The organism is Petrotoga sp. HWHPT.55.6.3, assembly GCF_002895495.1.
Classification (GTDB): Bacteria; Thermotogota; Thermotogae; order Petrotogales; family Petrotogaceae; genus Petrotoga; species Petrotoga mobilis.
In genome coordinates, this window is record NZ_AZRJ01000021.1 from 31,152 (window position 1) to 57,388 (window position 26,237).

The window sequence follows — 26,237 nt, forward strand, 5'->3', positions numbered from 1 at the left end:
CGAGGTGAAGTCTATCAACAACATAAAAATAATACCGGCAATAGACCTTATGAACAAAAAAGCGGTAAGACTCTTTAAAGGTAGCAAAAATGAAATAAAAGAATATGGAGATCCCATAGAAATAGCCAGAGAATTTTCAAAATATGTCGATCTGATTCATATTGTTGACTTAGATGGTGCCTTTGAAGGCTCTGTAAAAAACTTAGATGTTGTAAAACAAATAATCAAAAAAACCGGGTTGAAAGTTGAACTGGGTGGAGGATTAAGAACTTTTGAGAACATAAAAAATGCCTACGAAATAGGTGTTACTTATGTGATCATAGGTACGGCAGCCTTTAACTTAGAATTCTTAGAAAAAGTCACCAGTGCTTTTAACAATATAACCATTAGTTTGGATGTTGAGAGCGGAACTTTAAAAACAAAAGGTTGGTTAGAAAACTCACTAATTACCTTAGAAGATGCTTTTTCTATTTTTAAAAAATACACCAACAGATTCATATATACAGACACAAGCAAAGACGGAACTTTAGAAGGTGTTTCTTTAAACATAAAAAGATTCTGGCAAGATGAAGAAATAATATACGCCGGGGGTGTAAGTAAAAAAGAAGATTTAAAAAAATTGGAAAATATAGGTTTCGATGGGGCTATAATAGGAAAAGCTCTTTACGAAGGTAAAATCAATCTGCAGGAGTTAAGAGGTGAACGATAATGTTGACAAAAAGAATCGTAGCAGCCTTGGATATAAAAGAAGGAAGAGTCGTAAAGGGAGTACAATTTGAGAACATACGGGACGCGGGAGATCCTGTGGAACTTGCCAAAAAATATGAAAAAGATGGGGTTGATGAGATCGTATTCTTAGATATAACGGCATCTAAAGAAAAACGTAATATACTCAAAAACCTTGTTGAGGAAATTGCCAAAGAACTTTTCATACCTTTCACCGTGGGTGGTGGATTAAAAACAGTCGAACAAATGGTAGAAATAATAAAATGTGGAGCAGATAAAGTGTTCATAAATTCAGCTGCCGTTGAAAATCCAAATTTAATTAAAGAAAGTTCAAAAATAATAGGGAGCTCCAACGTAGTAGTTGCAATAGATGCAAAAAAAGACGTCGAAAGTGAAAAGTACTATGTATACACACACGGAGGAAGTAAAAAAACGGATTTAGACGCTGTTGAGTGGGCTAGAAAGTGTCAAGAGTTGGGAGCAGGGGAACTACTGGTTACTTCTATGAACACCGATGGAGTAAAAAAAGGGTATGACTTGAATTTAACCAAACAAATAGTTGACGCTGTAGAAATCCCAGTTATCGCCTCAGGTGGAGCGGGAGAAGTTAAAGATTTCATCGATGTTTTTCAAATAGGTGCAGATGCCGCTCTTGCTGCATCCATATTCCATTATGGTATCTACACTGCAAAAGACCTCAAAATCCAATTGAAGAAGGTGGGAATAAATGTTAGATTATAAACAAATAATAGACAAATTAGATTGGGAAAAAAACAATGGCCTCATACCTGTAATAGTTCAAGGTCTCGATGGTGACGTATTAACTTTAGGTTATACAGACAAAGAGGCTCTTAGTAAAACTCTACAAACAGGATATGTTCATTATTACTCAAGAAGCAAAGAAAGAATCAGAATGAAAGGAGAAACAAGCGGGAACTATCAAAAATTGAAAGAAGCGTTTGTAGATTGTGATAACGACACATTGCTCTTAAAAGTTGATCAAACAGGACCAGCTTGCCACTTAGGAACGAAAAGTTGTTTTAGAAAAATCGAACAAATTGACAAACTACCTGAATCTAATATAGATTACTCACTAGATTTTCTGAACCAATTAAAGGAAATTATAAAAGAGAGAAAAAAGAACCCAAAAGAAGGATCTTACACAACTTATCTGTTTAATGAAGGAAAGGAAAAAATCTATAAAAAGTTTGGAGAAGAAGCGGTCGAAGTTTTGGTTGCTCCAAATAGAGAAAGAACCATATATGAAACCGCCGATATGATTTATCACTTGTTGGTGTTATTAACCTACGAAGGAATAGATATAGGAGAAGTTGTTCAAGAATTAAAAAAGAGGCACTCACCAGAGGGGGGTAAGCAAAGTTGAAATTCAACCCAATTTTAGAAAGTTTTGAGGAATATAAACCTTCTAATATTAATATCAATGAAGGATTCATAGATCTCAGCAAAAATGAAAATCCATTCGATCTTTCTTTAGATCTTAAAAAGATCTTTTTCCAAAAGATAACAGAAACAAACATAAATCGGTATCCCGAATTAACCGCTGACAACATCAGACAAAAAATAGCGACTTTCTTAAACTCATATTTTTCAAAATATAATATAGATCTTGACATAAACAACATAGTGGTAGGAAATGGCAGCGATGAGATGATTTCTTACTTGGTTAAAATCTTTTCTGGAACCGAGGTAATAGTTTGTCCACCTACATTTGAAATGTACGAATTTTATTCTCTACTCAACGGCTTTTCAGTAAAAAAAATCCCTTTGAACACCAATTACGAAATAAAAGACATAGATAAATCCGTAAATGATCAAACGGGTATGATATTCATCTGTTCGCCAAATAACCCTACTGGAAATTTACAACCCCAAAAAGAGATCTTAAAAGCTTTAAAAACAGGGGTCCCTGTAATTGTTGACGAAGCATATGCAGATTTCTCAAAAATAAGCATGATACAACATTTAAAAGACTACCCAAATCTTATAATATTAAAAACATTTTCCAAAGCGTTTGGATTGGCAGGTATCAGAGCAGGTATCTTAATAGCCAATGAAGAAATAGTTAAACAAATAATGAAAATAAAATCCCCCTACAGTTTCAACGTATTAACTGAAAAGATGGTGGAAACCATAATAGAAAATTACGATCCTGTTTTAGAAAAAATTGATTACATTATCGAAGAAAGAAATAAACTTTCAAAAGAGTTTGGACGAGTCGCCTTAAAAAGTGATGCTAATTTTGTACTTCTGGATTTTGATAAAATAGAAGGCTTAACAGCTAAAGATGTTTACAACTACTTTTTAGAAAATAAAATTCTTTTGAGAAAATACTCTGGGACTTTAGAAAATAAAATTCGAGTAACCGTTGGAACCAAAGAAGAAAATCAAAAGTTTCTATCGCTTTTTAAAGAATTAGTCAACAATTTTGATAAACAGATTAAGTCTTATGAACGTTAAAAAGCAATAATAACAAGAAGAATATCCCTATAGCGAAAATAGCACCAGAAAAATAAACTATATTCACTCCACCAAAAGTGTATAAAAAGCCCATTATTATAGGACCTAATGTTTGTCCTAGTCTCAAAATCATTCCATTTAATGACATTAAGGCTCCTCTGTACTCAGAAGGAGCCAATTCTGCTATCATAGTCTGAATTGATGGGACGTTTATACCATGTCCTATTCCAAATATAATTATCGGTATCAGCAACTGCCATGCCTTTTGCATAAAAGGTGTCAAAATAAGAGATAAAGTATAAAACAAATAAGAAAATATCAATAAATTTTTAACGTTAAATTTATTCCCCAACTTTCCGAGTTGCGATGAACCTAAAGCGGTTGTAAAAGACATCCCAGACATTAAAAGTCCTGCAAGAAAAGGAGACAATCCAAAGTTGTGACTTGCTAAAAATGGAAAATAAGACAAATGGACTCCATAAAGGATAATGAAAGTTGAAAGGCCACCTATAAAAAGTAAGATAATTTTTGCATTCCTTACGGATCTTATAAGGTTAAAAAAGTAATCTTTTATGCTTTCGTTGTTCCTTACACTTTTATCTTCTAACAAAAATAATGCCAAAAGCCCAATTGGAATGGCTAAAACCGGAAGAAAAAATGGGAAGTTCCATCCTAAAAGTGAAAGTGCACCACCAATGGATGGATAAACCGCAGTTCCGATATTCAAAACACTAGCGTTGTATCCCATAGCCTTAACTCTATCTTCCCCATAAAATAGGTCACCTATAATAGTGACATTCAAAGCCCCTAAAGAAGCTGCACCCATACCCTGAAAGAATCTTAAAAATAGCAAAATTGAGAAATTTTTAGAAAATCCACATAAAAAACCAGCGATCCCAAACAACAATAGAGAGGGTATCAAAATCTTTTTTCTTCCGTATCTATCCGCTAAAATCCCGAATATAGGAGTTAGTATAACACCTGGTAACGTAAAAAAAGTTATTAGCAAGCCTACTTGTGATTCAGATATTCCAAATTCTTCTATGAGAACAGGAAAAATGGGAGAAATGCTTGAAACCCCCAAAACTGCCATCAAAGTTACACCGAAAACTATTAGTAAATTTTTATTCCAAAAAACTGATTTCTTTTTTTGCTCCAACTGTGATCCTTCCTTGATTTTCTTTAAAGTGTGATTTCTGAGAACGAAATAGTCCATTCAAAAATGGAAAAAGGGCATAGAGCCCTTTTTTTACTTTGCCAATTTTAAGATATTTAGAACATCTTCCTTGTAAAGTTTTACAAAATTACCCACAGGTCCTCTTTCCGTAGCCTTTTGCGCCATTTCTTCGAATCTGTCATCGGGAACTTTCAATTCCTTCAAAGTGATTGGTAATTTTAAATCCTCTTTGTAATATTTTTCAAGCCTATTAATACCCTCTAAAGCGGTTTTTTCTAAGTTAAAGAAATCAGCTTCGACGTTCCAAACATTTACAGCATACCTAGCAAACCTGTTTAAATCGTGCCTATAAACATATTTCATCCATGCAGGGAATAAAACAGCCAAACCTGCTCCATGGGCAACGTCGTAAATGCCACTCACTTCATGTTCTATATCATGGGTTGCCCAGTCTTCTTCCCTTCCATTTCCTAATAAACCGTTATGCGCAACGGTACCAGCCCACATGATTTCAGCTCTGACATCGTAATTGTAAGGATCTTTAAGGGCTAAAGGTGCATTGTGAATTATAGTTCTCATTGTAGCTTCGCTCAATCTATCGGTTAACTCAACATGCTGGGTGTTGGTGAAGTACCTTTCCATTACATGAGTTAACATATCCACCGTTCCTACGGCTGTTTGAAAAGGTGGAAGTGTATAAGTCAGTTCAGGATTCATTATTGCAAAAACCGGTCTTAAAATATCGTAATTTATTGCTCTTTTATACCATCCCTCTTCATTTGTAATAACCGACCCCATACTAGCTTCACTACCCGCAGCAGGGATGGTTAGAATGACACCCACGGGAAGCGCTTCTTTCAAAGTTCCCTTCCCTTCATATAATTCCCATACGTCTCCCTCATACTTCATTCCTGCTGCTATAGCCTTTGAAGAATCTATTACACTTCCTCCACCAACAGCTAATATAAAATTAATATTTTCTTTTTTACATATTTCAATACCCTTTCTTACCAAACTTAATCTGGGATTGGGCTGAACGCCACCCAACTCAACAAACTCAACCCCTGCTTTTTTCAAAGATTTTACCACTTTATCATACAAACCTGTTTTTTTAATACTTCCTTGCCCATAGTGAAATAAAATTTTATTGGAGTACTTTTTTACCACTTCTCCAACTTTTTCCTCGGTTTTTTTCCCGAAGATTATTCGTGTAGGACTTACAAATTCAAAATTTAACATAACGCAACCTCCTCTTTTTTTTATTTTTTAATGTCTTTAATTTAAATTTTACGTTAGACTTTTTCGCCCTGGCTTACGCCTCTCAGCTTTTTGTTTGTAACTGAGGCCCATTAACACATTCTATTTATCACGAGCCCCCTGTCTCTACGAGAGGTGAGGAGATGACTCTTTCACTTTATCTACGTTGATTTCAAAAAGATAGTTTATTACCTCTTGTACGGTTGTAATTTTATCGATTTTGTAACCGTATTGTCCGCTAAAAACAAATCCGTCATCTAAATTCCCTTTTGCTGCGTTAAGCAGAGCTTGGGCAATACAATAAGGAGCATCAACAAAATTACACGTTTTAATACAGTGATAAGGACATTTGAACGGCTTTTTAATTCCTCTTGAAACATCTTCTATAAATTTGTTTTTGATAGCTCTTCCCGGAAGGCCTACGGGACTTTCAATTATTACTATATCTTCTTCTTTGGCATTTATCAAAGCCTCTTTAAATTTTATATCGGCATCACACTCTTGAGTGGCTATAAAAGGAGTTCCTACTTGTATCCCCTTCGCCCCCAACGAAAATATTTCTTTCACTTTTTCGGGTGTGTTGATACCTCCCGCAGCTATTACAGGTACTTCTTTGTTATATTCTTTTTTAATTTCCTCACAGAAACTTACTATCTGAGGAACGGTAACTTCGAGTTGAAATTCGGGATTTTCAAGGTTAATCTTTTTAAATCCCAAATGTCCTCCAGCTTTTGGACCTTCCACTATAAAAGCATCAGGAATATACTTATATTTCATCCACCATTTTTTGAATATCACCTGGGCAGCTTTTAAAGAAGAAACTATAGGAACTAACCTTGTTTTAGAATTTTTATCTAGAAATTCAGGCAAATTTAAAGGTAACCCCGCTCCAGATATTATTAAATCTATTTCTTCTTTTATTGCTGTTTTCACAAGCTCTTTATAATCAGTCAAAACGGTCATTATATTAACGCCAACTATTCCCTTTGTCTTTTCTCTTGCCTTTCTAATAACCTTTTTAAGGCCTTCTATATTCGCTTCTTTCACTTTTCTCGTTTGAGGATTTTCAATTAACCCAATTCCTGCAGTACCTATTACTCCAATCCCTCCAGCGTTTGCTACCGCTGAAGCCAAATTATCAAGAGATATACCAACAGACATACCTCCTTGGATTATTGGTAGCTTCGGAACTAAACCATTGATGTTTAAAATATTTATAAGATTCACTCTCCCTTTTTGTCTTCTACACTGCTTTTAGTTGCTTTAGCGCCCCTTTGTCTCACTCCCCACCCATTTAATTACTCATTTTAATTATATCATAAAAGAACTTTATGTGAAAAAATAAGTTTGTTTTCAAAAAATATTAGTTGTGGTATAATAACCAATGCACATAGGTATATTGACTTTCAGAACTTCAATTTTAGCTAACATTCACAAAAGTCATCAAAGGAGAATATCATTTGAAGAAAACATTAAATGAAGAAGCTTTTCAAATTAATTCAAAAAGAGAAAAATTAGCCGCAAATGCTTCGTGGATGGGAATAATAATAAACGGTGCCCTTGCTTTTTTTAAATTAGTTATCTCTTTCATTACCGGAAGTATGGCGATTTTAGCTGATGGAATAGATACAACTACAGATATAATAACTTCTATACTAACTTTAATTGCATCAAAAATTTCAAGTAAGCCCGCTGATGAGAGCCATCCTTTTGGCCATGAACGAGCTGAAACAATAGTTACCAAGGTTTTATCTTTAGTGATTATTTACGCCGGTTTTCAAGTTCTCATAGGTGCCATTCAAAGTATAATAAGCCACAATTTTTCAATTTACAGACCTTATTTAGTGCTATGGATTTCTTTGATTTCGATAGTTACCAAATATTTTTTATATAAATATAAATTCTCCGTCGGAAATAAAATAAGAAGTTCTTCTTTAGTGGCTGATGCCTTAAATATGAGAAATGACATTTTAACTTCTTTGTCTGTTTTAATTGGGATCATATTTTATCTTACGTTAAACATAATGTGGGTGGATCCGTTGGTGGCGATTATAGTATCCGTCTTCATATTCAGAGTTGGAATAAAGATGTTTGTAGAAACCTCAGATGAGTTCATGGGTAGTTCAAAAGAGTTAGGAGAAATTTACTATAATACTTTAGAAGCTGTTGAAAAAGTTAACAAAGCCAATAATCCTCATAAAATTAGGGTGAGAAAAGCTGGATATGTTTATTTCGTCGAACTTCATATCGAAGTCGATGAAGAAATGAGCGTAAAAGAAGCCAATGAAATAGCATCGCAAGTTGAAAAGGAATTAAAGAAAATAAATCCTTACATAAAAGATGTGATAATCCACGTAGAACCTTTAGGGAACAAAGAGGAAGAAGAATTTGGATTCGATAAAAATTCTATTAAAAGGATTTTTGATAAATAAGTGGAGGTGTAACGTTTTGATCGGTGATTTTGTAGATGAAGTGAATATCAAAGTGATTGCTGGAAAAGGAGGCGATGGAGCTGTAAGCTTTAGAAGAGAAAAATACGTAGAAAAGGGCGGGCCAGATGGCGGAGACGGAGGAGATGGTGGTTCGATTATCATCAAATCAACCCTCAATAAAAATACATTGGTAGATTTTAAATACAAGAAAATTTTTAGGGCAGAAAACGGGGAAAACGGTAAAAATAAAAAGAAAGCTGGAAAAGCCGGAGAAGATGTTTTGATTGAGGTACCCGTAGGTACGTGTGTCTATGACCTTGAAACCAACGAATTACTTTCAGATTTAAAAGCTCCACAGCAATATTTGATTGTTGCTCGGGGGGGTAAAGGCGGCAGAGGAAATGCGAGATTTGCAACTTCAACTCTACAGGTTCCTAAAATCGCAGAAAAAGGTGTGGAAGGTGAATCTAAAAATCTAAAGCTCGTCTTAAAGATTGTAGCAGATGTCGGCTTGATTGGTTATCCTAACGTGGGTAAATCTACATTAATTTCAAGAATTTCAAACGCCAAAGTGGAAATCGCTGATTACCCTTTTACAACTATTGTTCCAAATTTAGGCGTGGTAAAAGTTGACACAGGTTATTCTTTCGTGGTAGCTGATATCCCTGGACTTATAGAGGGAGCACATTTGGGAAAAGGTTTAGGGGATCAATTTCTAAGGCATATTGAAAGATGTTCTATTTTGGTACATCTTATAGATATATCTTGTTTTGAAAGAGATGACCCGGTAGAGGATTATATACTCATTAGAAAAGAATTAGAGGCTTTTTCTCATATTCTTTCGAAAAAGAAAGAGATTATTGTTGCAAATAAGATAGATGCCATAGAGAAAGACACCCTTGAAAAAAGATTAGCAGATTTCAAAAATAGATCGGGTAAAGATATTTTCCCTATTTCTGCTTATACTGGTGAAAACATTCAAGAGCTCATAACTATGGTATGGAATCATATAAGTAAAGAAAAAATTGAGCAACAAAAGTTTTTCCAAAAAAGGTTGAAATCCACTGTGACAGAAAAAATAAAAATACAACCCGTCAGCTATGAACCTGATCCTTTTATAAAAATCAACGTTATAAAATGGGATAACGAAACGTTTGAAATAGTTGGAGATGGTATCGAAAAGTTGTTAACTAGATACGATATCAACCAAAAGGATTCTCGTCTGTTAATTTTAAATACATTAGAGAAAAATGGATTGAATAAAATTTTAACAGATGCGGGAGTTAAAGAAGGAGATACGGTGTACATTGGAAATTTTGCTTTTGAATATATACCATAAGAAAAGGTGTTTGTCATGTTAATGCTTTTTGGCGGTAGTTTTAACCCTCCTCATATAGGTCATAGAATAATCGCTGAAATAGCTTATGATGAATTCAAACCTGAAAGGTTTTTAATAGTACCGTCTAAAAATCCCCCACACAAGAGCATAGATTTCATAGCAAATTTCGATAAGAGGTTTTCTTGGTGTGAGAGGGTTTTTTTTGAGTATTATTTCGAAGTAAGCGACATAGAAAGCAAACTACCTTCACCATCATACACAATCAGGACCATAGAGTATTTAATGAATTTTGATAAAAATATTTATCTTTTGATCGGCGAAGACTCCTTTAAAAACTTTCACAAATGGTATAAATGGGAAGAAATAGTAAAAAAAGTAAAACTAGTAGTTTATCCCAGATATTTCGAAGAAAAAAGTCCCTACAGCGTAGATTTTGAGTATATAAAATTGGAAAGTCCTATTGTTGAAATTTCATCCACTGAAATCAGACAAAGGATCAAAAAGGGGAAAACTGTTAAAGGTTTGATAGATGATAAAATAATAGAAGAAGTTTTAAAAGAGTATAATTAAAATCAATTTTTATGCCGCTAAAGGGGGATAGAAATGTCGTCTTATATAGCTACAAGCGCTAAAATTGACGCTAACGTTAAAATAGGTTACAATGCAATAATTGAAGAAGATGTCGTTATTCAAAAAGGTACTATCATTGGAAACAATGTAATAATAAAAGAAGGCAGTATTATTGGAGAAAACTGTACAATATCGGATAATTGTATAATAGGTAAATCGCCTCTTAAAGCTAAAAATTCTGCCACTACTGAAACAAAAGATCTTTCTCCTTTAATTTTGGGCAATAATGTAATCGTAGGAGCATGTTGCCTCTTATATAAAGGTACTAAAATATCAAATGATGTTTTTATTGGAGATTTAGCGAGTATAAGAGAAGATGTGGAAATCGGAGAACATACTATCATCGGAAAAGGAGCAACAATAGAAAATAAAAGTAAAATAGGTAGCTACGTAAAGATAGAAACAGAGGCTTACATTACAGCCATATCTACAATAGAAGATTATTGCTTCATAGCTCCGGAAGTTACCTTTACCAACGATCAATTTTTGGGAAGAACAGAGAAGAGAAAAGCGCTTTTCAAAGGTCCTACTATCAAAAAAGGGGCAAGAATAGGGGCCAACGCAACAATATTACCAGGAATAATAATTGGAGAAGATGCTTTGGTTGGTGCGGGGAGTGTGGTTACTAAAAATTTAGAACCAAAAAAAATATACGTTGGCGTTCCCGCGAGGGAAATTCGAAACGTACCAAACGAGGAATTGCTGGAAAATCAAACTTATTTTCACCCCTAAAATCCCTATCAAATGAGTTTTATAAACATATGGCCGGTAAGAAAAACCCGGCCAATTTTTTATGTTTTCTCTATTTCTTCCAACTGTTTTTCTATTTGCTCTAACTCTTGGTTAATCCTTTCCCATTCTTTTTCAAGAGATTCATCATGTTCATGAGGGCCCATGTACTTTTCTATAGATTTTTTCTGTGCCTCTAAAGTTTTCTTCTTTTTCATTAATTCTTCTCTTAAATTTTCTTTTCCGGCCATTATGTTCCACCCCCTTTATTTATTATATATTAGCTTTAGAAAGCAGTCTTAATTGAAGAGTGTTTGCTTCTCCCTCAATTTTTTCAATTTGACTGTTAATGTCTCTTAGAAAATCTTCGTCTTTAATCGATGGAAGATTTATTTTTACATTGTATAATCCACCCTCAACAGCTGCTTTAGCCATTACAAGGGAAATAGCTGCGTCACTTTTAGCCATTTTATAACCTTTTTCTATTGTAACCCCCGAAAGTTCCATGACTTCCAACGCATCTTTGGCTATTTGTAGAGGAACAAGTGTGGCTTTTTTTGTCTTTTCTTGGATTTTTTCATTTCTAGCTTTTTTCTCTTCTTCAGTACTTTTTGGAAGTTTTAAGGCATCGATTACTTCATTAAAAGCTTCGGCATCTTCTTCCATGAGCTGAAGAAATTTGTCTCTGTACTCCTCCAATTTTACTTTCAAATTTTTCATTTCTTCTTCAACTTCTTCGTACTTTTTTTTGCCGATAGTTAAATTTGCTACCATGCATCCCAAACTAGCTGCTATAGAACCCGCTAGCGCCGCTGCACTTCCACCCCCGGGAGCTGGTTCGTTGGACGAAAGCTTTTCTAAAAATTCTTTTAAACTCATATCAGATAACAAATTAACTCCTCCTTTTTTGTGATATTTAACACAATACATATATAAATTCCCCTTAAAAATGCTGCTCTTTGTTATCTATTTTATCAAAAGTGATTTAAAAAACAATATATACCATTTGGAAGAAATATCCTTCTAATTGTTTCTAAAGTCGTTTAATTGCTCCTAATCACATTTAATTGTTATTTTTAAAACTTATTTTTTCGAATAGAAAATGATATAATAAAATGGGGTAGTATGTTATAACTAAAATCTCACAACACTTCGGAGGTGAAACAGTGGGTAGTCTATGGATTTTGGCAATAGTTCCTATTATCGCTTTAATTTTTGCTAGTGTTAACTTTAGACAGGTCGTTGTATTAGATGAAGGTACGGAGAGGATGCAACACATTGCAAAGGCTATTAGAATTGGTGCTTCCGCCTTTGTTAACCATGAGCTTAAAGTATTATCAATTTATGGTATATTTATCGCTCTAGCTTTAGGTATCGTGGTAGAATGGTATGTTGGAGTCGCTTTTGTAATGGGAGCTTTTATGAGTGCCCTTGCTGGATACATAGGTATGAAAATAGCTACTTACGCTAACGTCAGAGTTAGCAATAAGGCTCGAACAGAGAAAAGTGTAGGAAAAACTTTGAAAGTTGCATTTCAAGGCGGAAGCGTTATGGGACTCAGCGTTTCTGGATTGGCTCTATTAGGTTTATTTTTAGTATACATTATTTTTGGAAATTGGCTGGGACAGCTTTCTGCAGAAAATTTGGTAATAAAAGTCAACTGGTTGGGAATAAATTACATTCCTTTCACCATGACTGTTTCAGGATACGCTCTTGGATGCTCAATAATCGCTATGTTTGATAGGGTTGGAGGAGGAGTTTACACAAAAGCTGCAGACATGGGAGCAGATTTAGTTGGAAAAACAGAATTAGCTCTACCGGAAGATGATGCACGAAATCCCGCGACTATCGCTGATAACGTCGGAGATAACGTTGGAGATGTTGCAGGACTTGGGGCTGATTTGTTGGAAAGTTATGTAGGTGCCGTAATTTCATCTATAGTTCTAATATTGTATTCTCATTTCCTTTTGGGACCTCAAAACCTTTCTTATGATGCAACTATGAGATTAACTTACTATCCGATACTTTTTATATCGCTAGGATTAATTTCTTCGATGATTGGGATATTGTATATAATCTTAAAAAAGCCTTCCGATGATCCTCATAGAGATTTAAATATCTCTTTGATGACATCGGCATTTTTAACTTTAATTATAACCTTTTTCCTTAGCTTTTTCTATTTGGGAGGCATTAGTGCTACAGAATTTCAAAATATCGGCTTCAGATTGGGATACTTCTCACCTTGGTTGGCAGCTGTCATCGGTATAATAGATGGTATTTTCATGGGGCTTATAGCAGAATATTACACCAATGATGCATACCATCCTACAAAGGAATTGAGCGAATTTGCCAAAGGTGGTCCGGCTATTGTAATTACAAAGGGATTAGCATTAGGAATGGAAAGCGTTCTGTTGCCTGTTTTCCTTTTGATGTTAGGAATCCTTGTATCCTTTGAAATAGCAGGATTGTATGGGGTAGCAATGGCCGCTATGGGTATGCTTTCTTTCGTTGCAGCAACGGTTTCAGTTGACTCGTACGGTCCAATCGCAGATAATGCTGGTGGGATAAGCGAAATGTCAAAATTGCCGCCAGAGGTTAGAGAGATAACCGATAAACTAGACTCCGTGGGGAACACAACAGCTGCTATAGGTAAAGGTTTTGCTATCGGTTCCGCTGCCTTAGCGGCATTAGCTCTCTTTGCATCTTTTATTTATTCTCAAGCCGGTCCTGGAGATGGAGGAGTAGGACATTTAGAAAATATCTTGATCTTGAACATGATAGATTCTAGAACAATAGCTGGAGCTATTTTTGGTGCTGCACTACCTTTCTTTTTTAGTTCTTTTCTAATAAATGCCGTAGTAAATGCAGCTAACAAGATGGTTGATGAGGTAAGAAGACAGTTTAAAGAAATACCTGGATTGATGGAGGGAACGACAGACCCCGATTACGAAAGATGTATCAGGATTAGTAGTGAAGGTTCGCTAAGTCAAATAAAATTCCCTGCCCTCATTGCGACATTAACGCCTATAATTTCTGGATTTTTACTCGGGCCAAACTTTGTAGGAGGACTTTTAATAGGTACTACTCTTAGTGGTGTTATGTTAGCAATATTTTCTGCCAATTCTGGAGGTGCTTGGGATAACGCTAAAAAGAGAATAGAAGCCGGGGGCGTCGAAGGAGAAGGAAAAGGTACGGATGCCCATAAGGCAACAGTCGTGGGGGATACAGTTGGAGATCCTTTGAAAGACACTGTTGGTCCTTCTTTGGATATACTAATCAAGATTATGTCGGTAACGGCGCTTATAACTGTTTCAATCTTTAAAGTGTATCATCTCTTTTGAAAACAAAATCCCGAGGTCATTTAATGTACAGCCTCGGGATTTTTATTCTTTATGATTAAATTCTTAATCCACCATCTATCCTTATAACTTGTCCCGTTATAAAGGAAGAATCATCACTGGCTAAAAATACGGCTAAGTTGGCTATATCTTGAGGTTCTCCCAATCGTTTTAAACACGTATTTTCTACAACATACTCTATCAATTCTTTTTTTAAACTTTCTGTCATTCCTGTTCTAACAAATCCTGGTGCTATGGCGTTTACTCTGATATTTTCTCCTTTCATTGTAAGTTCTTTCGCCCAAGATTTTGTCATTCCTATTATACCTGCTTTTGCTGCTGAATAATTAGTTTGGCCAATGTTACCTTCAATACCTACAACGCTTGCCATGCTTATGATATTGCCAAACTTTTGTTTTCTCATTATCTTTGCAACTGCTTTTGTCATTATAAATGTTCCTTTTAAATTTACTTGTATTACTTTATCAAAATCCTCTTCTTTCATGATAATCAAGAAGTTATCTTTTGCCATTCCGGCATTGTTTACTAATATGTCTATTTTTTGGTATCTGTTATATATCTGAGTCACAATTTCACTAACAGTACTAAAATCAGTTATATCTGCTTTGTAATAAATGAACCTATCTTCTGGAAAATCACTTTTTTCGTTTTCTTCTATTTGAGGTCTTTCATCTACAGCGATCGCTATTACGGTGGCTCCTTCTTTTATGAAATTCCTTGATATTTCTTTTCCTATTCCTCTAGAGCCACCTGTTACGATTGCAATCTTTTGATTTAATTTCAAAGGGAACACCCCCGATTTTTTATATATTAAGTAGTTTAACGTTTTTATTTATTTGTTTAATAAATTTTGTGAGCACTTTTGTTGGTCCAATTTCAACAAATTCATCCACACCGTTTTTTACACATTCCTCAACACATTCTATCCACCTAACAGGTGAAGTTATTTGCTTTATTACATTTTCCTTTATGATATCAGGATCAGTTTCAAACTTTGCCGTTACATTCTGAACAATGGGAACCGTTGGCTTTTTGCATTCTATATGCTCAATTCTTCTTCTTAACCTTTCTTCTGCATCTTTTAGAAATTTCGAATGAAACGGACCGCTTACATTCAACGGAACAACCTTTCTGGCTCCTTCTTCCTTGAGCTTTTCCATAGAGATCAAAAGTTCTTCCATTTCCCCACTTATTACAACTTGTGAGGGAGAATTGTAATTGGCTATTTGGACGTTTGGATAATTGGATAAAACTTTTTCAATCTCATTTAAATCCATACCTATTACCGCTGCCATACCGCCTTTTCCTGGTTCAAAGGCTTCACTCATGTACAATCCCCTATAATAAACCGCTTCAATTGCTTCTTCAAAATCGATCATTTTTGCGGCTAAAAGTGCTGTCCATTCTCCTAAAGAATGACCAGCTACCACATCAGGTTTGAGGCCTTCTTCTAAAGCATTCAAATATTTCATATAGCTAATTGTGAGTATAGCGACTTGGGCATTTTGGGTTAAGGTAAGCTCTTTTTCATCAGTCCCAAATATTATACTTTTTATGTCCAATCCAATCTTATTTTTTACTTTATCAAAATACAATTCATATTCAGGCTTTTTTTCCAATATATCCTTTCCCATACCCAGGTATTGGGATCCTTGTCCTGTAAAAACAAAACATCGCAAAACTTATCTCCTCCTTTCATCGACATTATTTTCTAAGTCATAATTTTTCAAAATATACGACATTACATCTTCAATAACATCGTTAACACTTTTTATTTCATCGATCAAACCAGCGGATTGCCCTGCCATGAAAGACCCACTTTCTTCATCACCATACAAGAAAGCCTTCATAAGGCTACCTACCAAAGCTTCTTCGGCTTCTTCAGGAGATGATGATTCTAACTTCGCTATTTTTTTACCGAATTTTGTTTTTATTATGCGAGCTGGATGACCCATTTTCTGACCTGTAATTATAGTGTCCCTAATACCCGCATTTATTATTTTTTCTTTGTAATTTTCATGGGCTTCACATTCATATGTAGCTATAAAACGAGTTCCCATCTGAATACCTTCTGCTCCCAAGGATAAAGCTGCAACCGCACCAGGCCCGTTAGCAATTCCACCGGCTGCTATTACAGGAACCGACAAAATGCTAGAAAGCTTTGGAACTAAAACCATGGTAGTTACATCTCCGATGTGTCCACCACATTCCATACCTTCACCTATTATAGCTTCCGCCCCTGCATTTTCTAACCTCAAAGCTAGATTTTCTGAGGAAACTACCGCTAAGGTTGTTATCCCATTTTCTCTAAGCATAGGAATATATTTGCTAGAATTTCCAGCCCCCAAAATAGCAACCGGAACTTTTTCTTGAATTATGAGATCTATGACTTCGTCTATATGAGGATTAAGCATGATAACGTTCACGGCAAAAGGTTTATCGGTCATTTCTCTGATTGAATCAATCTGTTTCTTTAAAAGTTTTGCATCCATGTTTCCAGAACCTATAGTTCCTAATCCGCCAGCATTAGAAACAGCTGCAGCCAATTTTGCAGTACCCACCCATGCCATTCCGCCTTCTAATATGGGATATTTGATTTTCAATAAGTCAGTAACTCTATTTTTTACTGGTTCCAAATCAGCACCTCCATCTTCAACTCTTTTTGATACCTACCATTATTTCTGCTTGGGCACATACCTGTCCTTCAACAGTAGCTATTCCCTTTAATTTGAACATGTTTGCTTTCCTCTGTAGAATCTCTAAATCGTATATCAGCTTGTCTCCAGGTCTTGCTTCTTTTTTAAATCGTGCCTTATCTATACCTGTAAATAAAGGAATTACATTCTCATCCATATCTTTCATAAGCAATAACCCGGCGGTTTGAGCCATACCCTCAACTATGAGTACTCCCGGCATTATGGGATAATTTGGGAAATGGCCTTGAAAAAAAGGTTCGTTAATACTCACGTTTTTAAACGCCTTGATCTTTTCTTCGTTTAACTCTAATACCCCATCAACAAGCAAAAAAGGATAGCGATGGGGCAATATTTTCATTATTTCCTCTATATTCATAATTTTTCACTCCCATGTAGTTACTATTCCACCGGAATCAGGTCCTAAATGCATACCTATTATTATGTCCATCGGTTCAAAGATGATCTTTTCCCTCGGGACTCCCAATTTAACTACTTCATCCAACAAATCGCCACCTAATTTCAAGCTCCCTGTATGTTCAACGGTTATATTCTTTAACTCTCCTTTGCCTTTTTCTTCCATTGCCAATGTGCTAAGCTCTTTAATTATTTTATTGTATCCTCTAATTCTTTTAACGGGCAATATTTCACCATTATCTAGTTTTAACAATGGCTTAATGTTTAACATACTACCCACAAAGGCGGTTGCTTTCCCTATTCTTCCACCTTTTGCAAGATAATTTAAACTTCCTACGGTAAAATATACATTTACTTTTTCTTGAAAATGTTCCACGAAACTTTTCAAATCTTCTATACTATAATCTCCTGAGTCTATAAGTTTTTTTAATTCTAGTACTAAATAACCTAATCCCCATGTCGCTTCATAACTTTCCACTATATGGATCCTTTTTTCATCGAGATTTTGAGCAGCTATCCTAGCAGAATTATACGTGCCACTCAGTTTTCCTGAAAGATGGACAGATATTAACTCATCGTAATCTTTCAACATTTTTTTATATACTTCTTCAAAATCTTGAGGCGTGGGCTGTGAAGTGGCAGGTATATAGTCAGATGTTTTTAAAAACTCATAGAAGTCGTCTACATCAATATCCACAGCTCTTTCAAACTTATCTTTCCACTTTACATACAAAGAAACGCAACCTATCCCCATTTCTTCTAATTGTTTTGGATCAATGTCACAGGTATTATCGGTTACTATTCCTATTTTAGGCATAATTGTGCCCCCTTTTATGATTTAACAAAAATTAAAGACGCATTGTGTCCTCCAAACCCAAAGGAGTTCTTTAAAATTACGTCCACTTTAGCGTCTTGAGTCTCTCTTGGGATATTAAGTGTTTTCATCTCTTCATCGGGCTCTTCTAAATTTGGCATTCCATGAACAAAATGATTATGGCTTTCTATAACTGAAGCTATTAATTCAATTGCACCAGCAGCTCCCAAAGTATGTCCTATTAAAGTTTTAGTTGATTGTAAATACGGCTTATCGGCAAATTCGCCGAATATTTTTTTAATAGCTTTTACTTCTGAATTATCACCAACAGGAGTACTAGTGGCATGACAATTTATAAGATCCACCTTCGAAGGATCTAATTCAGCCATTTTTAAGGCGTTCTTTATTGCCCTTGCAGCACCTTCACCTTCTGGATCAGATTGACTAATATGGTAAGCATCACCTGTCATTCCATATCCTGCTATATATCCATAAATCTTTGCTCCTCTTGCCTTTGCATGTTCTTCTGATTCTAAAACTAATATACCAGCTCCTTCTCCCATAACAAACCCATCTCTATCTTTGTCAAAAGGTCTTGATGCTTTTTGTGGTTCATCATTTCTTTGAGAAAGAGCCATCATATTAGCAAAAGCCGCTATTGGCATAGGATCAATAACCGCCTCGGAACCTCCAGTTATGGCCACATCAACTTCTCCATTCCTTACCAACATCACAGAACTTATTATTGAATGGACAGCTGAAGCACAAGCGCTAACCGTAGTAAAATTTGGTCCCTTTAATTTATGCTTTATAGAAACAACTCCACTTGCCATATCGGCAATCATCATTGGTATTAAAAAAGGGCTAACATACTTCGGACCTTTTTCGTTCATGACTCCAAACTCATGATACAACGTTTTAAAACCACCTATCCCCGAACCTATTATTACTGCAGCATTTTCTCTCCAATCTTCATCTTGAGACAACCCGGCATCTTCAATAGCCTCATCTGAGGCAGCAATAGCTAATTGCAAAAACCTATCATAACGTTTGGCTGTTTTTCTATCCAGATACTCTTGAGGGTCAAAATCTTTTATTTCAGCAGCTATTTTAACTTTATGATCCGAGGGATCAAACTGAGTTATTTTATCTATGCCGCTTCTCATTTCTTTTAAACTTTCTAAAAATCCTTGTGTGTTTTTTGCTATTGAGTTTACTGTTCCCATTCCAGTTATTACGACTTTATGCATCCACATACCTCCTGCCTGTAATTTTATTGATTTGTTAAAGTTCTTATGATAGATTTATGACAAGGATGAAGAAGCCAACATCTTTTTTGTTACTTCTATGTAATACTCATATATTTGTTGAGGTTTCAACCCCGCCCATTTTTGATATAATGTCTCTCGAAGGCTTACTTGCTGAACCATTCCAGTTATCTCACTCCACAAAACCATTGCAATCTTTATAGGTTCTAATCTTTCGTCTATTGAACCATCTTTTATTCCTTCTTCAACCGAGCTAACTAATAACTTAAAAATCTCTTCACTCTTTTCATATGCCTTCTTCACATGGGGATCTTTATCATCGAAATGAACTTCCAACGTTTCATAATTCAATATCAATTTATAATAATCGACATATTCAAGGCTGAAAGACACGTATGTTTCTCCCATTGATACAACCTTTTCAAAACCGTTTTTACAAGAGGAAAAGTTTTTAATAATTGAGGCGAGTAAAGTAGATAATGCCCTTTCAACAGAGGTAAAATATAGATCTTTTTTGCTTGAAAAGTACAAATACAACGTCCCCTTTGCAAGATTAGCTCTTTTTGCAATTTCGGTCATTGTAGCTTCCTCATAACCTTTTTCCACAAAAATTTTTTCTGCTACATTCATTATTAAATTCATCTTTTCCTCTTTATTTTTCTTCTCCAAACTATTTCGCCTCATACTAATAAAATAAAAATGACCAAAGGTCATCGCTTTCATAAGATTATACCACAACCAAAAATGTATTTCAAGTTTTTTTGTTCTTCTTCAAAAAGATTGAAAGATATTATGATATTATTTCAAAGATATCGAATTATGATTTACTTCGTTAGCTTTCTTAGAAAACAGCTTTATGGTATAATTACACTACAAGAATATCTTGATGAAAATTTCAAAAACCTTTAAAACTATTTGACATCCTAGGAGGAGCGTTTTGAGACAAAAATTAGTTGTGTTGTCATTTTTTATTATTTTTACGTTATCGAACTTCGCAACAGTTTTTGATGATTTTGTTTACTACGTAGATCTTCAAACAATGTATGAATCAGATGACCCATATTTAAAGACACTTGGAGGTTTGTTGAAGCGATGGGAAACGGGTTTACCAATGTACGTAGATAATTTACAACTTTCAGATCTTACGTTGTTTCCTGATGATGAGACAACCTTAAAGATATTAAAAGACTTGGACCCTTATGTTTACCTTGAACCCACCGAATTGTTTGAAGAAGCCTTAGAAGAATACCCCAATTCAATAATAATAAATTCTATGTATCTTTTTTTCAATTTCCAATATTGGCAAAATTCTTTGGACCCATCTGTAGTGGAAGAAATCTTTGAATATTCTGAAAAAATCGAAAAGCTTGTGGGAGAAAAAACTCCTTTTACTGTTTATTGTGAAGCACAAATCTTATCAAAATCTAAAATATATAATGACCCTCAAAAAGCTTATAATGATTTAAAAGAAATCTATCTGACTTACAATTACGATAAAAAAATAATTGAATCTTTGGTTGAAATAAGTTTTCAAACAAATAACTACGAAATTATACAAGACCTTTATAATACTTATATGAATTTAAAAGGGAAGGATTCTCAAACCTTACTGTACTTTTCAAAAATTTTTTATAACATGGGAGAAACAGAAAAATCAAAGGAAATAGCCCTTTCTTTAGTTCCTGTTTCAAAAGATTCATCGATTCTTTCTGAAACATACGAATTTTTAGGTGACATAGAAAACAATTACGAAAAAAGGATAGAATATTATCAAAAAGCTTTATCTCTCGACAAGGAAAACGGAAGAATAATGTCTAAATTGGGGTTAACTTACTACAATTGGGATAAAAAAGAGTATGCTCAGTTGGCAAGATACTTTCTCAACGGTGCTGAAAGTCGCAATTATATAACTGAAGAAACTGAAAAAGCTTTAAAAGAACTGAGATCGAGAGTTGTACTTGAAATTTTCCTTAAATATTTATTACCTTTGCTGTTAGGAGTAGCTTTTGCTTTATGGTTACTCTATTATTTGGATAAAAAAAGGAAGATCAAAGAACACAATCGAATCTTTAAAGAACAAAATAACAAATAGGGGAGCTAATACGTACAATACGGGAGGAATTATTTTGGAGTTAGGTGAAAAATTTGAAGAGCTTATGAAAGTGATGAAAAGACTAAGGGGACCAAAAGGTTGCGATTGGGACAAAGTCCAAACACATGAGAGTTTGAAACCTTATATAATTGAAGAAGCATATGAATTGGTTGATTCTATTGACGAAAAAGATATTAAAAAAATAAAAGAAGAGTTAGGAGATATATTACTCCAAGTTGTTTTCCATTCCACTATTGCTGAGGAAAACAATGAGTTTTTTACCATTGAAGTGATAGATGAACTGATCAATAAGTTAGTGAGAAGACATCCCCATGTTTTTGGAGATGAAAAAGGATATTCTTATGCCAGGTGGGAGGAAATAAAGGCAAAAGAGAATGGAGAGAAGAACTTTAGCAGAATCGGGAGACTCAACAAAGCCTTACCTGCACTCTCTTTAGCAAGAAGGATTCAAGAAAATGCTGCTGCGGTAGGGTTTGACTGGGTAGAAGTGAAAGACGTGCTCGATAAAGTAAAAGAAGAAGTGGACGAACTTAACGAAGCTAAAACCCAACCAGAGGTAGAAGAAGAGTTTGGGGATTTATTATTTGCACTTGTTAACTTGGCTCGTTTTTTAAAGATAGACCCAGAAGTTTCTTTAAGAAAGGCGAATGAGAAGTTTATAGAACGGTTCAACCAAATGGAAAAAGCAATTGAAAAAGATGGAAAAGAATTTGAAGCTTTAAATTTAGAAGAGTTAGATAAATATTGGGAATTAGTAAAAAAAGAAGAAAAGAGGTGAGAATTAGGTGGAAATAGGCATATTCGGCCTTCCGTTAACAGGTAAAACTACTATTTTTTCCCTTTTAACTGATTATAAAATAGAGGATAGTTATAAAAGAGAGGCTATAAAAAGAACGGCAATTATCAAAGATGAAAGAGTTAATTCTCTTGCTCGTTTATACAATCCTAAAAAGGTTATCTTCGCTAGCTTAGATTTTATAGATATACCAAGTTATGACCACAAGGGGGATCCGAAAGAAAAAACGAGAATTTTTCAGATGATACAAAATGTTGATGCTTTGCTTTTGGTCATAAGATCTTTTAAAAATCCCTCTGTTCCTTGGCCAGAAAATGCTGATAATCCAATAAAACAATTAGAAATATTGAAAACGGAACTAATTTTTAGAGATTTAGAAATTGTAGAAAATCGATTAGAAAGGCTTGAAACCCAAAAGAAAAAGACAAAATTCTCAGTGACGGAAGAAAATGAAGAAAAAATTTTGTTGAAAATAAAAGAAGTTTTAGAGGATGAGGTTTTCGTTTCCAAAATGGACTTGAGCGAGGAAGATAAAAAATTAGTTGGTTCTTTAGCTTTATTCACTTTAAAACCCATTATCGTATGTGTCAACGTCGACGATGACCAATTTTCAAAAAATAGCTATGAATATAAGGAACCGGTAGTCGAAGAATGTAAAAAGCAAAATTTTGCGTATATTGAAATAGACGGAAAAATAGAAGTAGAAATAAACGAGCTTGAGAATGAAGAAGAAAAAAGACTATTCTTAGAAGATTTATCAATTAAAGAACCTGGTGTTGAAAGATTAGCAAAAATTGTGTATAATCATGTTGGATTGATTTCTTTTTTCACTGTCGGGAAAGACGAGGTAAGAGCTTGGACGGTAAAAAAAGGCAGTACAATGAAGGAAGCCGCTGGAAAAATACATTCTGATTTCGAAAAGAATTTCATTCGTGCAGAGGTTATGAAATATGAGGACTTAATTAAATACGGAAGCGAAGAAAAAGTGAAAGAACAGGGACTTTGGAGATTAGCTGGAAAAGATGAAATATTGGAAGATGGAGAAATATTAAACATTAGAGCTAACGCTTGATTTGAGGGGTGACCTAATGATACTTGTCACAGGAGGAGCTGGGTACATAGGTTCTCATTTGGTGAAAAGGCTGCAAGATCAAAATAAAGAAGTAGTAGTTTTTGATAACTTTGAAAAAGGCCATAGGTGGGCTGTTAAAGACGTACAAGTCGTTGAAGGAGATCTTAGAAACGAAAAAGACATTGATTACGTATTTGAAAATTACAAAATAGATGAGGTATATCATTTTGCAGCTTTTTCACTGGTTGGTGAATCTATGACAGAACCTAATAAATATTTTAAAAACAATATATGTGGAACATTGAACCTTTTAAAAAGCATGCAAAAACATAAATGTAGGTACATAGTTTTTTCTTCTACCGCAGCTGTTTATGGAGAACCAGAAAAAGTCCCCATCACTGAAGATCAACCTAAGAACCCTACGAACATCTATGGTCAATCAAAATTAATGGTTGAAGAGATTCTCAATTGGTATTCCAAACTTGATATTATAAGATATGTAGCTTTAAGATATTTCAATGCCGCTGGGGCGTATTATGATGGCAGTATAGGCGAAGCTCACGAGCCAGAAACTCACTTGATCCCATTAGTCCTGGAAACAGCTTTAGGAAAAAGAGACAAGTTGTACGTTTATGGAGATGATTATCCAACCAAGGACGGCACACCCGTTAGAGACTATATTCACGTGATGGATTTGATAGAAGCCCATATTTTAGCTATGAAATGGATGAAGGAAAATGAAAAATCTGACGTTTTTAATTTAGGTAACGGTCAAGGATTTACCGTTTTAGAGGTTATTAAAACAGCTGAAAAAGTAACTTCAAAAAAGATAAATTACGAAGTAGTAGAAAGAAGGTCTGGTGATCCTGCTGTTTTAATAGCTTCCTCAAAGAAAGCCGAACAAGTTTTAAACTGGCACCCTCAACATAAGGAATTAGAAAAGATAATATCTGACGCATGGAATTGGCACAAAAATAAGAATAGAAAGGTATTAGGAGGATAACTCATGGAGATAGTAGACCTAAAAAAATGGATAAGAGATATACCAGATTTTCCGGAAAAAGGCGTTATATTCAGAGATATCACCCCACTTTTGAAAAATCCAGAAGTTTTTAAGTATTCAGTCGAAAAAATCGCTGAATTGATAAAAGAGTGGGATTTTGATTGTATCGTATCCCCCGAGTCGAGGGGGTTTATATTTGCCACACCTTTAGCTTACATCATGAATAAAGAATTCGTTCCCATAAGAAAACCAGGAAAGCTACCTTACAAAACTTATTCGATCTCTTATGAACTAGAATATGGTCAAACATCTCTGGAAATGCATATTGACGCGATAGATAAAGGCGAAAAGGTGATAGTCGTTGATGATGTGTTAGCCACTGGAGGTACTACAAAAGCGATAAAGGAATTAATAGACAGAGCCGGAGGGAAAACCGTTGGTGTTGTCTGTCTTGCTGAACTAACCTACCTAAACCCAAGGGAAAATCTAAAAGATTTAGAAATTGCCAGTTTGATACGATATTGAAAGTATAATTTAAACGCAAGAAGGGGGAAAAAAGATGAATGGAATAAAATTTGATTTTTCAAATGTTTTCCATCCCAATATTGAAAATGGCTTAACTGAAGAAGAAATAAACGACCAAGCCAACAGAGTTCAAGATATTGTGGAAACGATAAAACAAAACAATCCTGGCTTTTTGAATCTACCTTTCACAAGGGTTTACATAGATAGAGTTTTGGATTTAAAAACGTGGATACAAAGTTTTGAAAGTGTAGTAGTTTTAGGCATAGGTGGTTCTGCATTAGGAAATCAAGCGCTGCAAACAGCCCTTAATCCATTGCATTATAACGCTTTGTCTAAAGAAATAAGAAAAACTCCTAAAATTTTCATCCTGGATAATGTTGACCCCGATTTTATAGCATCAGTTTTGGACCAAATCGATCCAAAGACTACTCTGTTCAATGTTATATCAAAATCCGGTACAACAGCAGAAGCCATGGCAAATTATCTAGTTGCAAGAGGAATAATCGAAGGATACGGATTAGATCCAAAAAAACACTTTCTATTCACCACCGATCCTGAAAAAGGTATATTAAAGAAGCTAGCTGAAGAGGAGGGAATAAAAACTTTAGATATACCTCCTTCAATTGGCGGTAGGTTTAGTGTTTTAACCCCTGTTGGCTTATTATCAGCTTTGGCAAGTGGAATAGATATAATTGATTTATACAACGGTGCCAAAGAAATGCACAAAAGGGTTACCAATCCAAATATTTGGGAAAATCCTGCGGCTTTTAACGCCTTAGTGCATTATCTATATTACCAGAAAGGTTACAATATTTCTGTAATGATGTCCTACTCAAACAAATTGTATCTACTAGCTGATTGGTACAGACAATTATGGGCAGAAAGTCTGGGGAAAAAATACAATTTAAAAGGTGAAATCGTGAACGTTGGGCAAACTCCAATAAAAGCATTAGGAACAACAGACCAACATTCCCAAGTTCAACTATACAACGAAGGGCCTTACGATAAAGTAATCACTTTCATACAACTAGAAAATTTCGAACGAAACATAAAAATCCCTAACATACACTGTGATCTTCCCGAGTTATCTTATCTGGGAGGTAAAAATCTTTCAGCCCTTTTGAATACAGAACTAGCTGGTACGGAATACGCTTTGACAGAAAACAATAGACCAAATCTAAAAGTTATTTTTCCTCAGATCAATCCCTTCAATGTGGGACAATTCATATTCGCATATGAATTTCAAACAGCAGTAATGGGAAATCTATTAGAGATAAACCCTTATGACCAACCGGGCGTCGAATTAGGTAAAAAGGTTACTTATGCTTTGATGGGAAGAAAAGGTTACGAAGATTTCAGCATTGAGGTAGAAAACAAACTTAAAAACAAAAAACAGGTGACGATGTAAA

27 protein-coding genes are annotated in these 26,237 nt (G+C 34.8%); 15 read left to right on the forward strand and 12 right to left on the reverse strand.

Annotated elements, in window-relative coordinates; genetic code table 11:
• Positions 1-4: 4 nt before the first annotated feature.
• The 4 genes from hisA to hisC are packed head-to-tail and all read left to right on the forward strand — an operon-like array spanning position 5 to position 3,204.
• Positions 5-709 carry a 1-(5-phosphoribosyl)-5-((5-phosphoribosylamino)methylideneamino)imidazole-4-carboxamide isomerase gene (gene hisA / locus X926_RS06890; protein WP_103065518.1) on the forward strand — a complete coding sequence of 235 codons (705 nt, stop codon included), beginning with the start codon at positions 5-7 and terminating at the stop codon, positions 707-709.
• The gene (gene hisF / locus X926_RS06895; protein ID WP_012208845.1) at positions 709-1,467 is read left to right on the forward strand and encodes an imidazole glycerol phosphate synthase subunit HisF; all 759 of its coding nucleotides are present in this window, start codon (positions 709-711) and stop codon (positions 1,465-1,467) included. The genes hisA and hisF overlap by 1 nt, the downstream gene beginning before the upstream one ends.
• Complete coding sequence (hisIE, locus tag X926_RS06900; protein WP_012208846.1) at positions 1,454-2,110, forward strand: bifunctional phosphoribosyl-AMP cyclohydrolase/phosphoribosyl-ATP diphosphatase HisIE; 657 nt, start codon at positions 1,454-1,456, stop codon at positions 2,108-2,110. The genes hisF and hisIE overlap by 14 nt, the downstream gene beginning before the upstream one ends.
• The gene (hisC, locus tag X926_RS06905; RefSeq protein WP_103065519.1) at positions 2,107-3,204 is read left to right on the forward strand and encodes a histidinol-phosphate transaminase; all 1,098 of its coding nucleotides are present in this window, start codon (positions 2,107-2,109) and stop codon (positions 3,202-3,204) included. The genes hisIE and hisC overlap by 4 nt, the downstream gene beginning before the upstream one ends.
• Here hisC and X926_RS06910 read toward each other — a convergent pair.
• From X926_RS06910 to X926_RS06920, 3 genes are all read right to left on the reverse strand, one after another.
• Positions 3,185-4,363 (reverse strand): MFS transporter, encoded by a 1,179-nt coding sequence (locus X926_RS06910; protein ID WP_199171189.1) that lies wholly within the window; start codon positions 4,361-4,363, stop codon positions 3,185-3,187. The genes hisC and X926_RS06910 overlap by 20 nt on opposite strands.
• Positions 4,364-4,453: 90 nt before the next feature.
• Positions 4,454-5,620 (reverse strand): iron-containing alcohol dehydrogenase, encoded by a 1,167-nt coding sequence (locus tag X926_RS06915; RefSeq protein ID WP_103065521.1) that lies wholly within the window; start codon positions 5,618-5,620, stop codon positions 4,454-4,456.
• Between the two features lie 144 nt (positions 5,621-5,764).
• A complete protein-coding gene (locus X926_RS06920) occupies positions 5,765-6,865 on the reverse strand; it encodes a nitronate monooxygenase family protein (protein WP_103065522.1) in 1,101 nt (366 codons plus the stop codon).
• Between the two features lie 233 nt (positions 6,866-7,098).
• Between X926_RS06920 and X926_RS06925 the strand changes: the two genes are divergently transcribed.
• Genes X926_RS06925 through X926_RS06940 form a run of 4 tightly spaced genes read left to right on the forward strand, consistent with a single transcriptional unit; the run spans position 7,099 to position 10,771 of the window.
• Positions 7,099-8,070 carry a cation diffusion facilitator family transporter gene (locus tag X926_RS06925; protein ID WP_103065523.1) on the forward strand — a complete coding sequence of 324 codons (972 nt, stop codon included), beginning with the start codon at positions 7,099-7,101 and terminating at the stop codon, positions 8,068-8,070.
• Between the two features lie 16 nt (positions 8,071-8,086).
• Complete coding sequence (gene obgE / locus X926_RS06930; protein WP_103065560.1) at positions 8,087-9,409, forward strand: GTPase ObgE; 1,323 nt, start codon at positions 8,087-8,089, stop codon at positions 9,407-9,409.
• Positions 9,410-9,424: 15 nt separating this feature from the next.
• Entirely contained in the window at positions 9,425-9,979 is a 555-nt protein-coding gene (gene nadD, locus X926_RS06935) for a nicotinate (nicotinamide) nucleotide adenylyltransferase (RefSeq protein ID WP_103065524.1), read from the forward strand.
• A 33-nt stretch (positions 9,980-10,012) separates the two neighbouring features.
• A complete protein-coding gene (locus X926_RS06940) occupies positions 10,013-10,771 on the forward strand; it encodes an N-acetyltransferase (RefSeq protein ID WP_103065525.1) in 759 nt (252 codons plus the stop codon).
• Positions 10,772-10,830: 59 nt separating this feature from the next.
• Here X926_RS06940 and X926_RS06945 read toward each other — a convergent pair whose 3' ends face one another.
• Together X926_RS06945 and X926_RS06950 are read right to left on the reverse strand one after the other, a co-directional pair.
• Positions 10,831-11,019 carry a hypothetical protein gene (locus X926_RS06945; protein ID WP_103065526.1) on the reverse strand — a complete coding sequence of 63 codons (189 nt, stop codon included), beginning with the start codon at positions 11,017-11,019 and terminating at the stop codon, positions 10,831-10,833.
• 22 nt (positions 11,020-11,041) lie between these two features.
• Entirely contained in the window at positions 11,042-11,698 is a 657-nt protein-coding gene (locus X926_RS06950) for a cyclodeaminase/cyclohydrolase family protein (RefSeq protein WP_233186706.1), read from the reverse strand.
• 236 nt (positions 11,699-11,934) lie between these two features.
• Here X926_RS06950 and X926_RS06955 point away from each other — a divergent pair, with 236 nt between their 5' ends.
• Positions 11,935-14,109: a sodium-translocating pyrophosphatase gene (locus X926_RS06955; RefSeq protein WP_103065527.1), complete on the forward strand. Its 2,175-nt coding sequence runs from the start codon at positions 11,935-11,937 to the stop codon at positions 14,107-14,109.
• Between the two features lie 55 nt (positions 14,110-14,164).
• On the opposite strand, the gene fabG is transcribed toward X926_RS06955, so the two are convergent.
• From fabG to X926_RS06990, 7 genes are read right to left on the reverse strand one after another with little or no spacing between them, the layout of a single operon-like run.
• On the reverse strand, positions 14,165-14,911 hold the full coding sequence (gene fabG, locus X926_RS06960; RefSeq protein WP_103065528.1) for a 3-oxoacyl-ACP reductase FabG: 747 nt from the start codon (positions 14,909-14,911) through the stop codon (positions 14,165-14,167).
• Between the two features lie 19 nt (positions 14,912-14,930).
• On the reverse strand, positions 14,931-15,806 hold the full coding sequence (gene fabD / locus X926_RS06965; RefSeq protein WP_103065529.1) for an ACP S-malonyltransferase: 876 nt from the start codon (positions 15,804-15,806) through the stop codon (positions 14,931-14,933).
• A 3-nt stretch (positions 15,807-15,809) separates the two neighbouring features.
• Complete coding sequence (locus X926_RS06970) at positions 15,810-16,763, reverse strand: nitronate monooxygenase (RefSeq protein ID WP_103065530.1); 954 nt, start codon at positions 16,761-16,763, stop codon at positions 15,810-15,812.
• Positions 16,764-16,779: 16 nt separating this feature from the next.
• Positions 16,780-17,199 (reverse strand): 3-hydroxyacyl-ACP dehydratase FabZ, encoded by a 420-nt coding sequence (gene fabZ, locus X926_RS06975; RefSeq protein WP_103065531.1) that lies wholly within the window; start codon positions 17,197-17,199, stop codon positions 16,780-16,782.
• A 6-nt stretch (positions 17,200-17,205) separates the two neighbouring features.
• Complete coding sequence (locus tag X926_RS06980) at positions 17,206-18,054, reverse strand: DegV family protein (protein ID WP_103065532.1); 849 nt, start codon at positions 18,052-18,054, stop codon at positions 17,206-17,208.
• 14 nt (positions 18,055-18,068) lie between these two features.
• Positions 18,069-19,301: a beta-ketoacyl-ACP synthase II gene (fabF, locus tag X926_RS06985; RefSeq protein ID WP_103065533.1), complete on the reverse strand. Its 1,233-nt coding sequence runs from the start codon at positions 19,299-19,301 to the stop codon at positions 18,069-18,071.
• Between the two features lie 54 nt (positions 19,302-19,355).
• A complete protein-coding gene (locus X926_RS06990; RefSeq protein WP_158245212.1) occupies positions 19,356-19,988 on the reverse strand; it encodes a TetR/AcrR family transcriptional regulator in 633 nt (210 codons plus the stop codon).
• Between the two features lie 268 nt (positions 19,989-20,256).
• Here X926_RS06990 and X926_RS06995 point away from each other — a divergent pair, with 268 nt between their 5' ends.
• The 6 genes from X926_RS06995 to X926_RS07020 are packed head-to-tail and all read left to right on the forward strand — an operon-like array spanning position 20,257 to position 26,236.
• A complete protein-coding gene (locus X926_RS06995; protein WP_103065535.1) occupies positions 20,257-21,411 on the forward strand; it encodes a lipopolysaccharide assembly protein LapB in 1,155 nt (384 codons plus the stop codon).
• Positions 21,412-21,442: 31 nt separating this feature from the next.
• Positions 21,443-22,210: a nucleoside triphosphate pyrophosphohydrolase gene (gene mazG / locus X926_RS07000; protein WP_103065562.1), complete on the forward strand. Its 768-nt coding sequence runs from the start codon at positions 21,443-21,445 to the stop codon at positions 22,208-22,210.
• A gap of 7 nt (positions 22,211-22,217) precedes the next feature.
• Complete coding sequence (locus X926_RS07005; protein WP_103065536.1) at positions 22,218-23,300, forward strand: DUF933 domain-containing protein; 1,083 nt, start codon at positions 22,218-22,220, stop codon at positions 23,298-23,300.
• A 16-nt stretch (positions 23,301-23,316) separates the two neighbouring features.
• Complete coding sequence (gene galE, locus X926_RS07010) at positions 23,317-24,303, forward strand: UDP-glucose 4-epimerase GalE (protein ID WP_103065537.1); 987 nt, start codon at positions 23,317-23,319, stop codon at positions 24,301-24,303.
• Between the two features lie 3 nt (positions 24,304-24,306).
• Entirely contained in the window at positions 24,307-24,828 is a 522-nt protein-coding gene (locus X926_RS07015; RefSeq protein WP_103065538.1) for an adenine phosphoribosyltransferase, read from the forward strand.
• Positions 24,829-24,862: 34 nt separating this feature from the next.
• Positions 24,863-26,236 carry a glucose-6-phosphate isomerase gene (locus X926_RS07020; protein ID WP_103065539.1) on the forward strand — a complete coding sequence of 458 codons (1,374 nt, stop codon included), beginning with the start codon at positions 24,863-24,865 and terminating at the stop codon, positions 26,234-26,236.
• The last annotated feature ends 1 nt before the right edge of the window (position 26,237 follow it).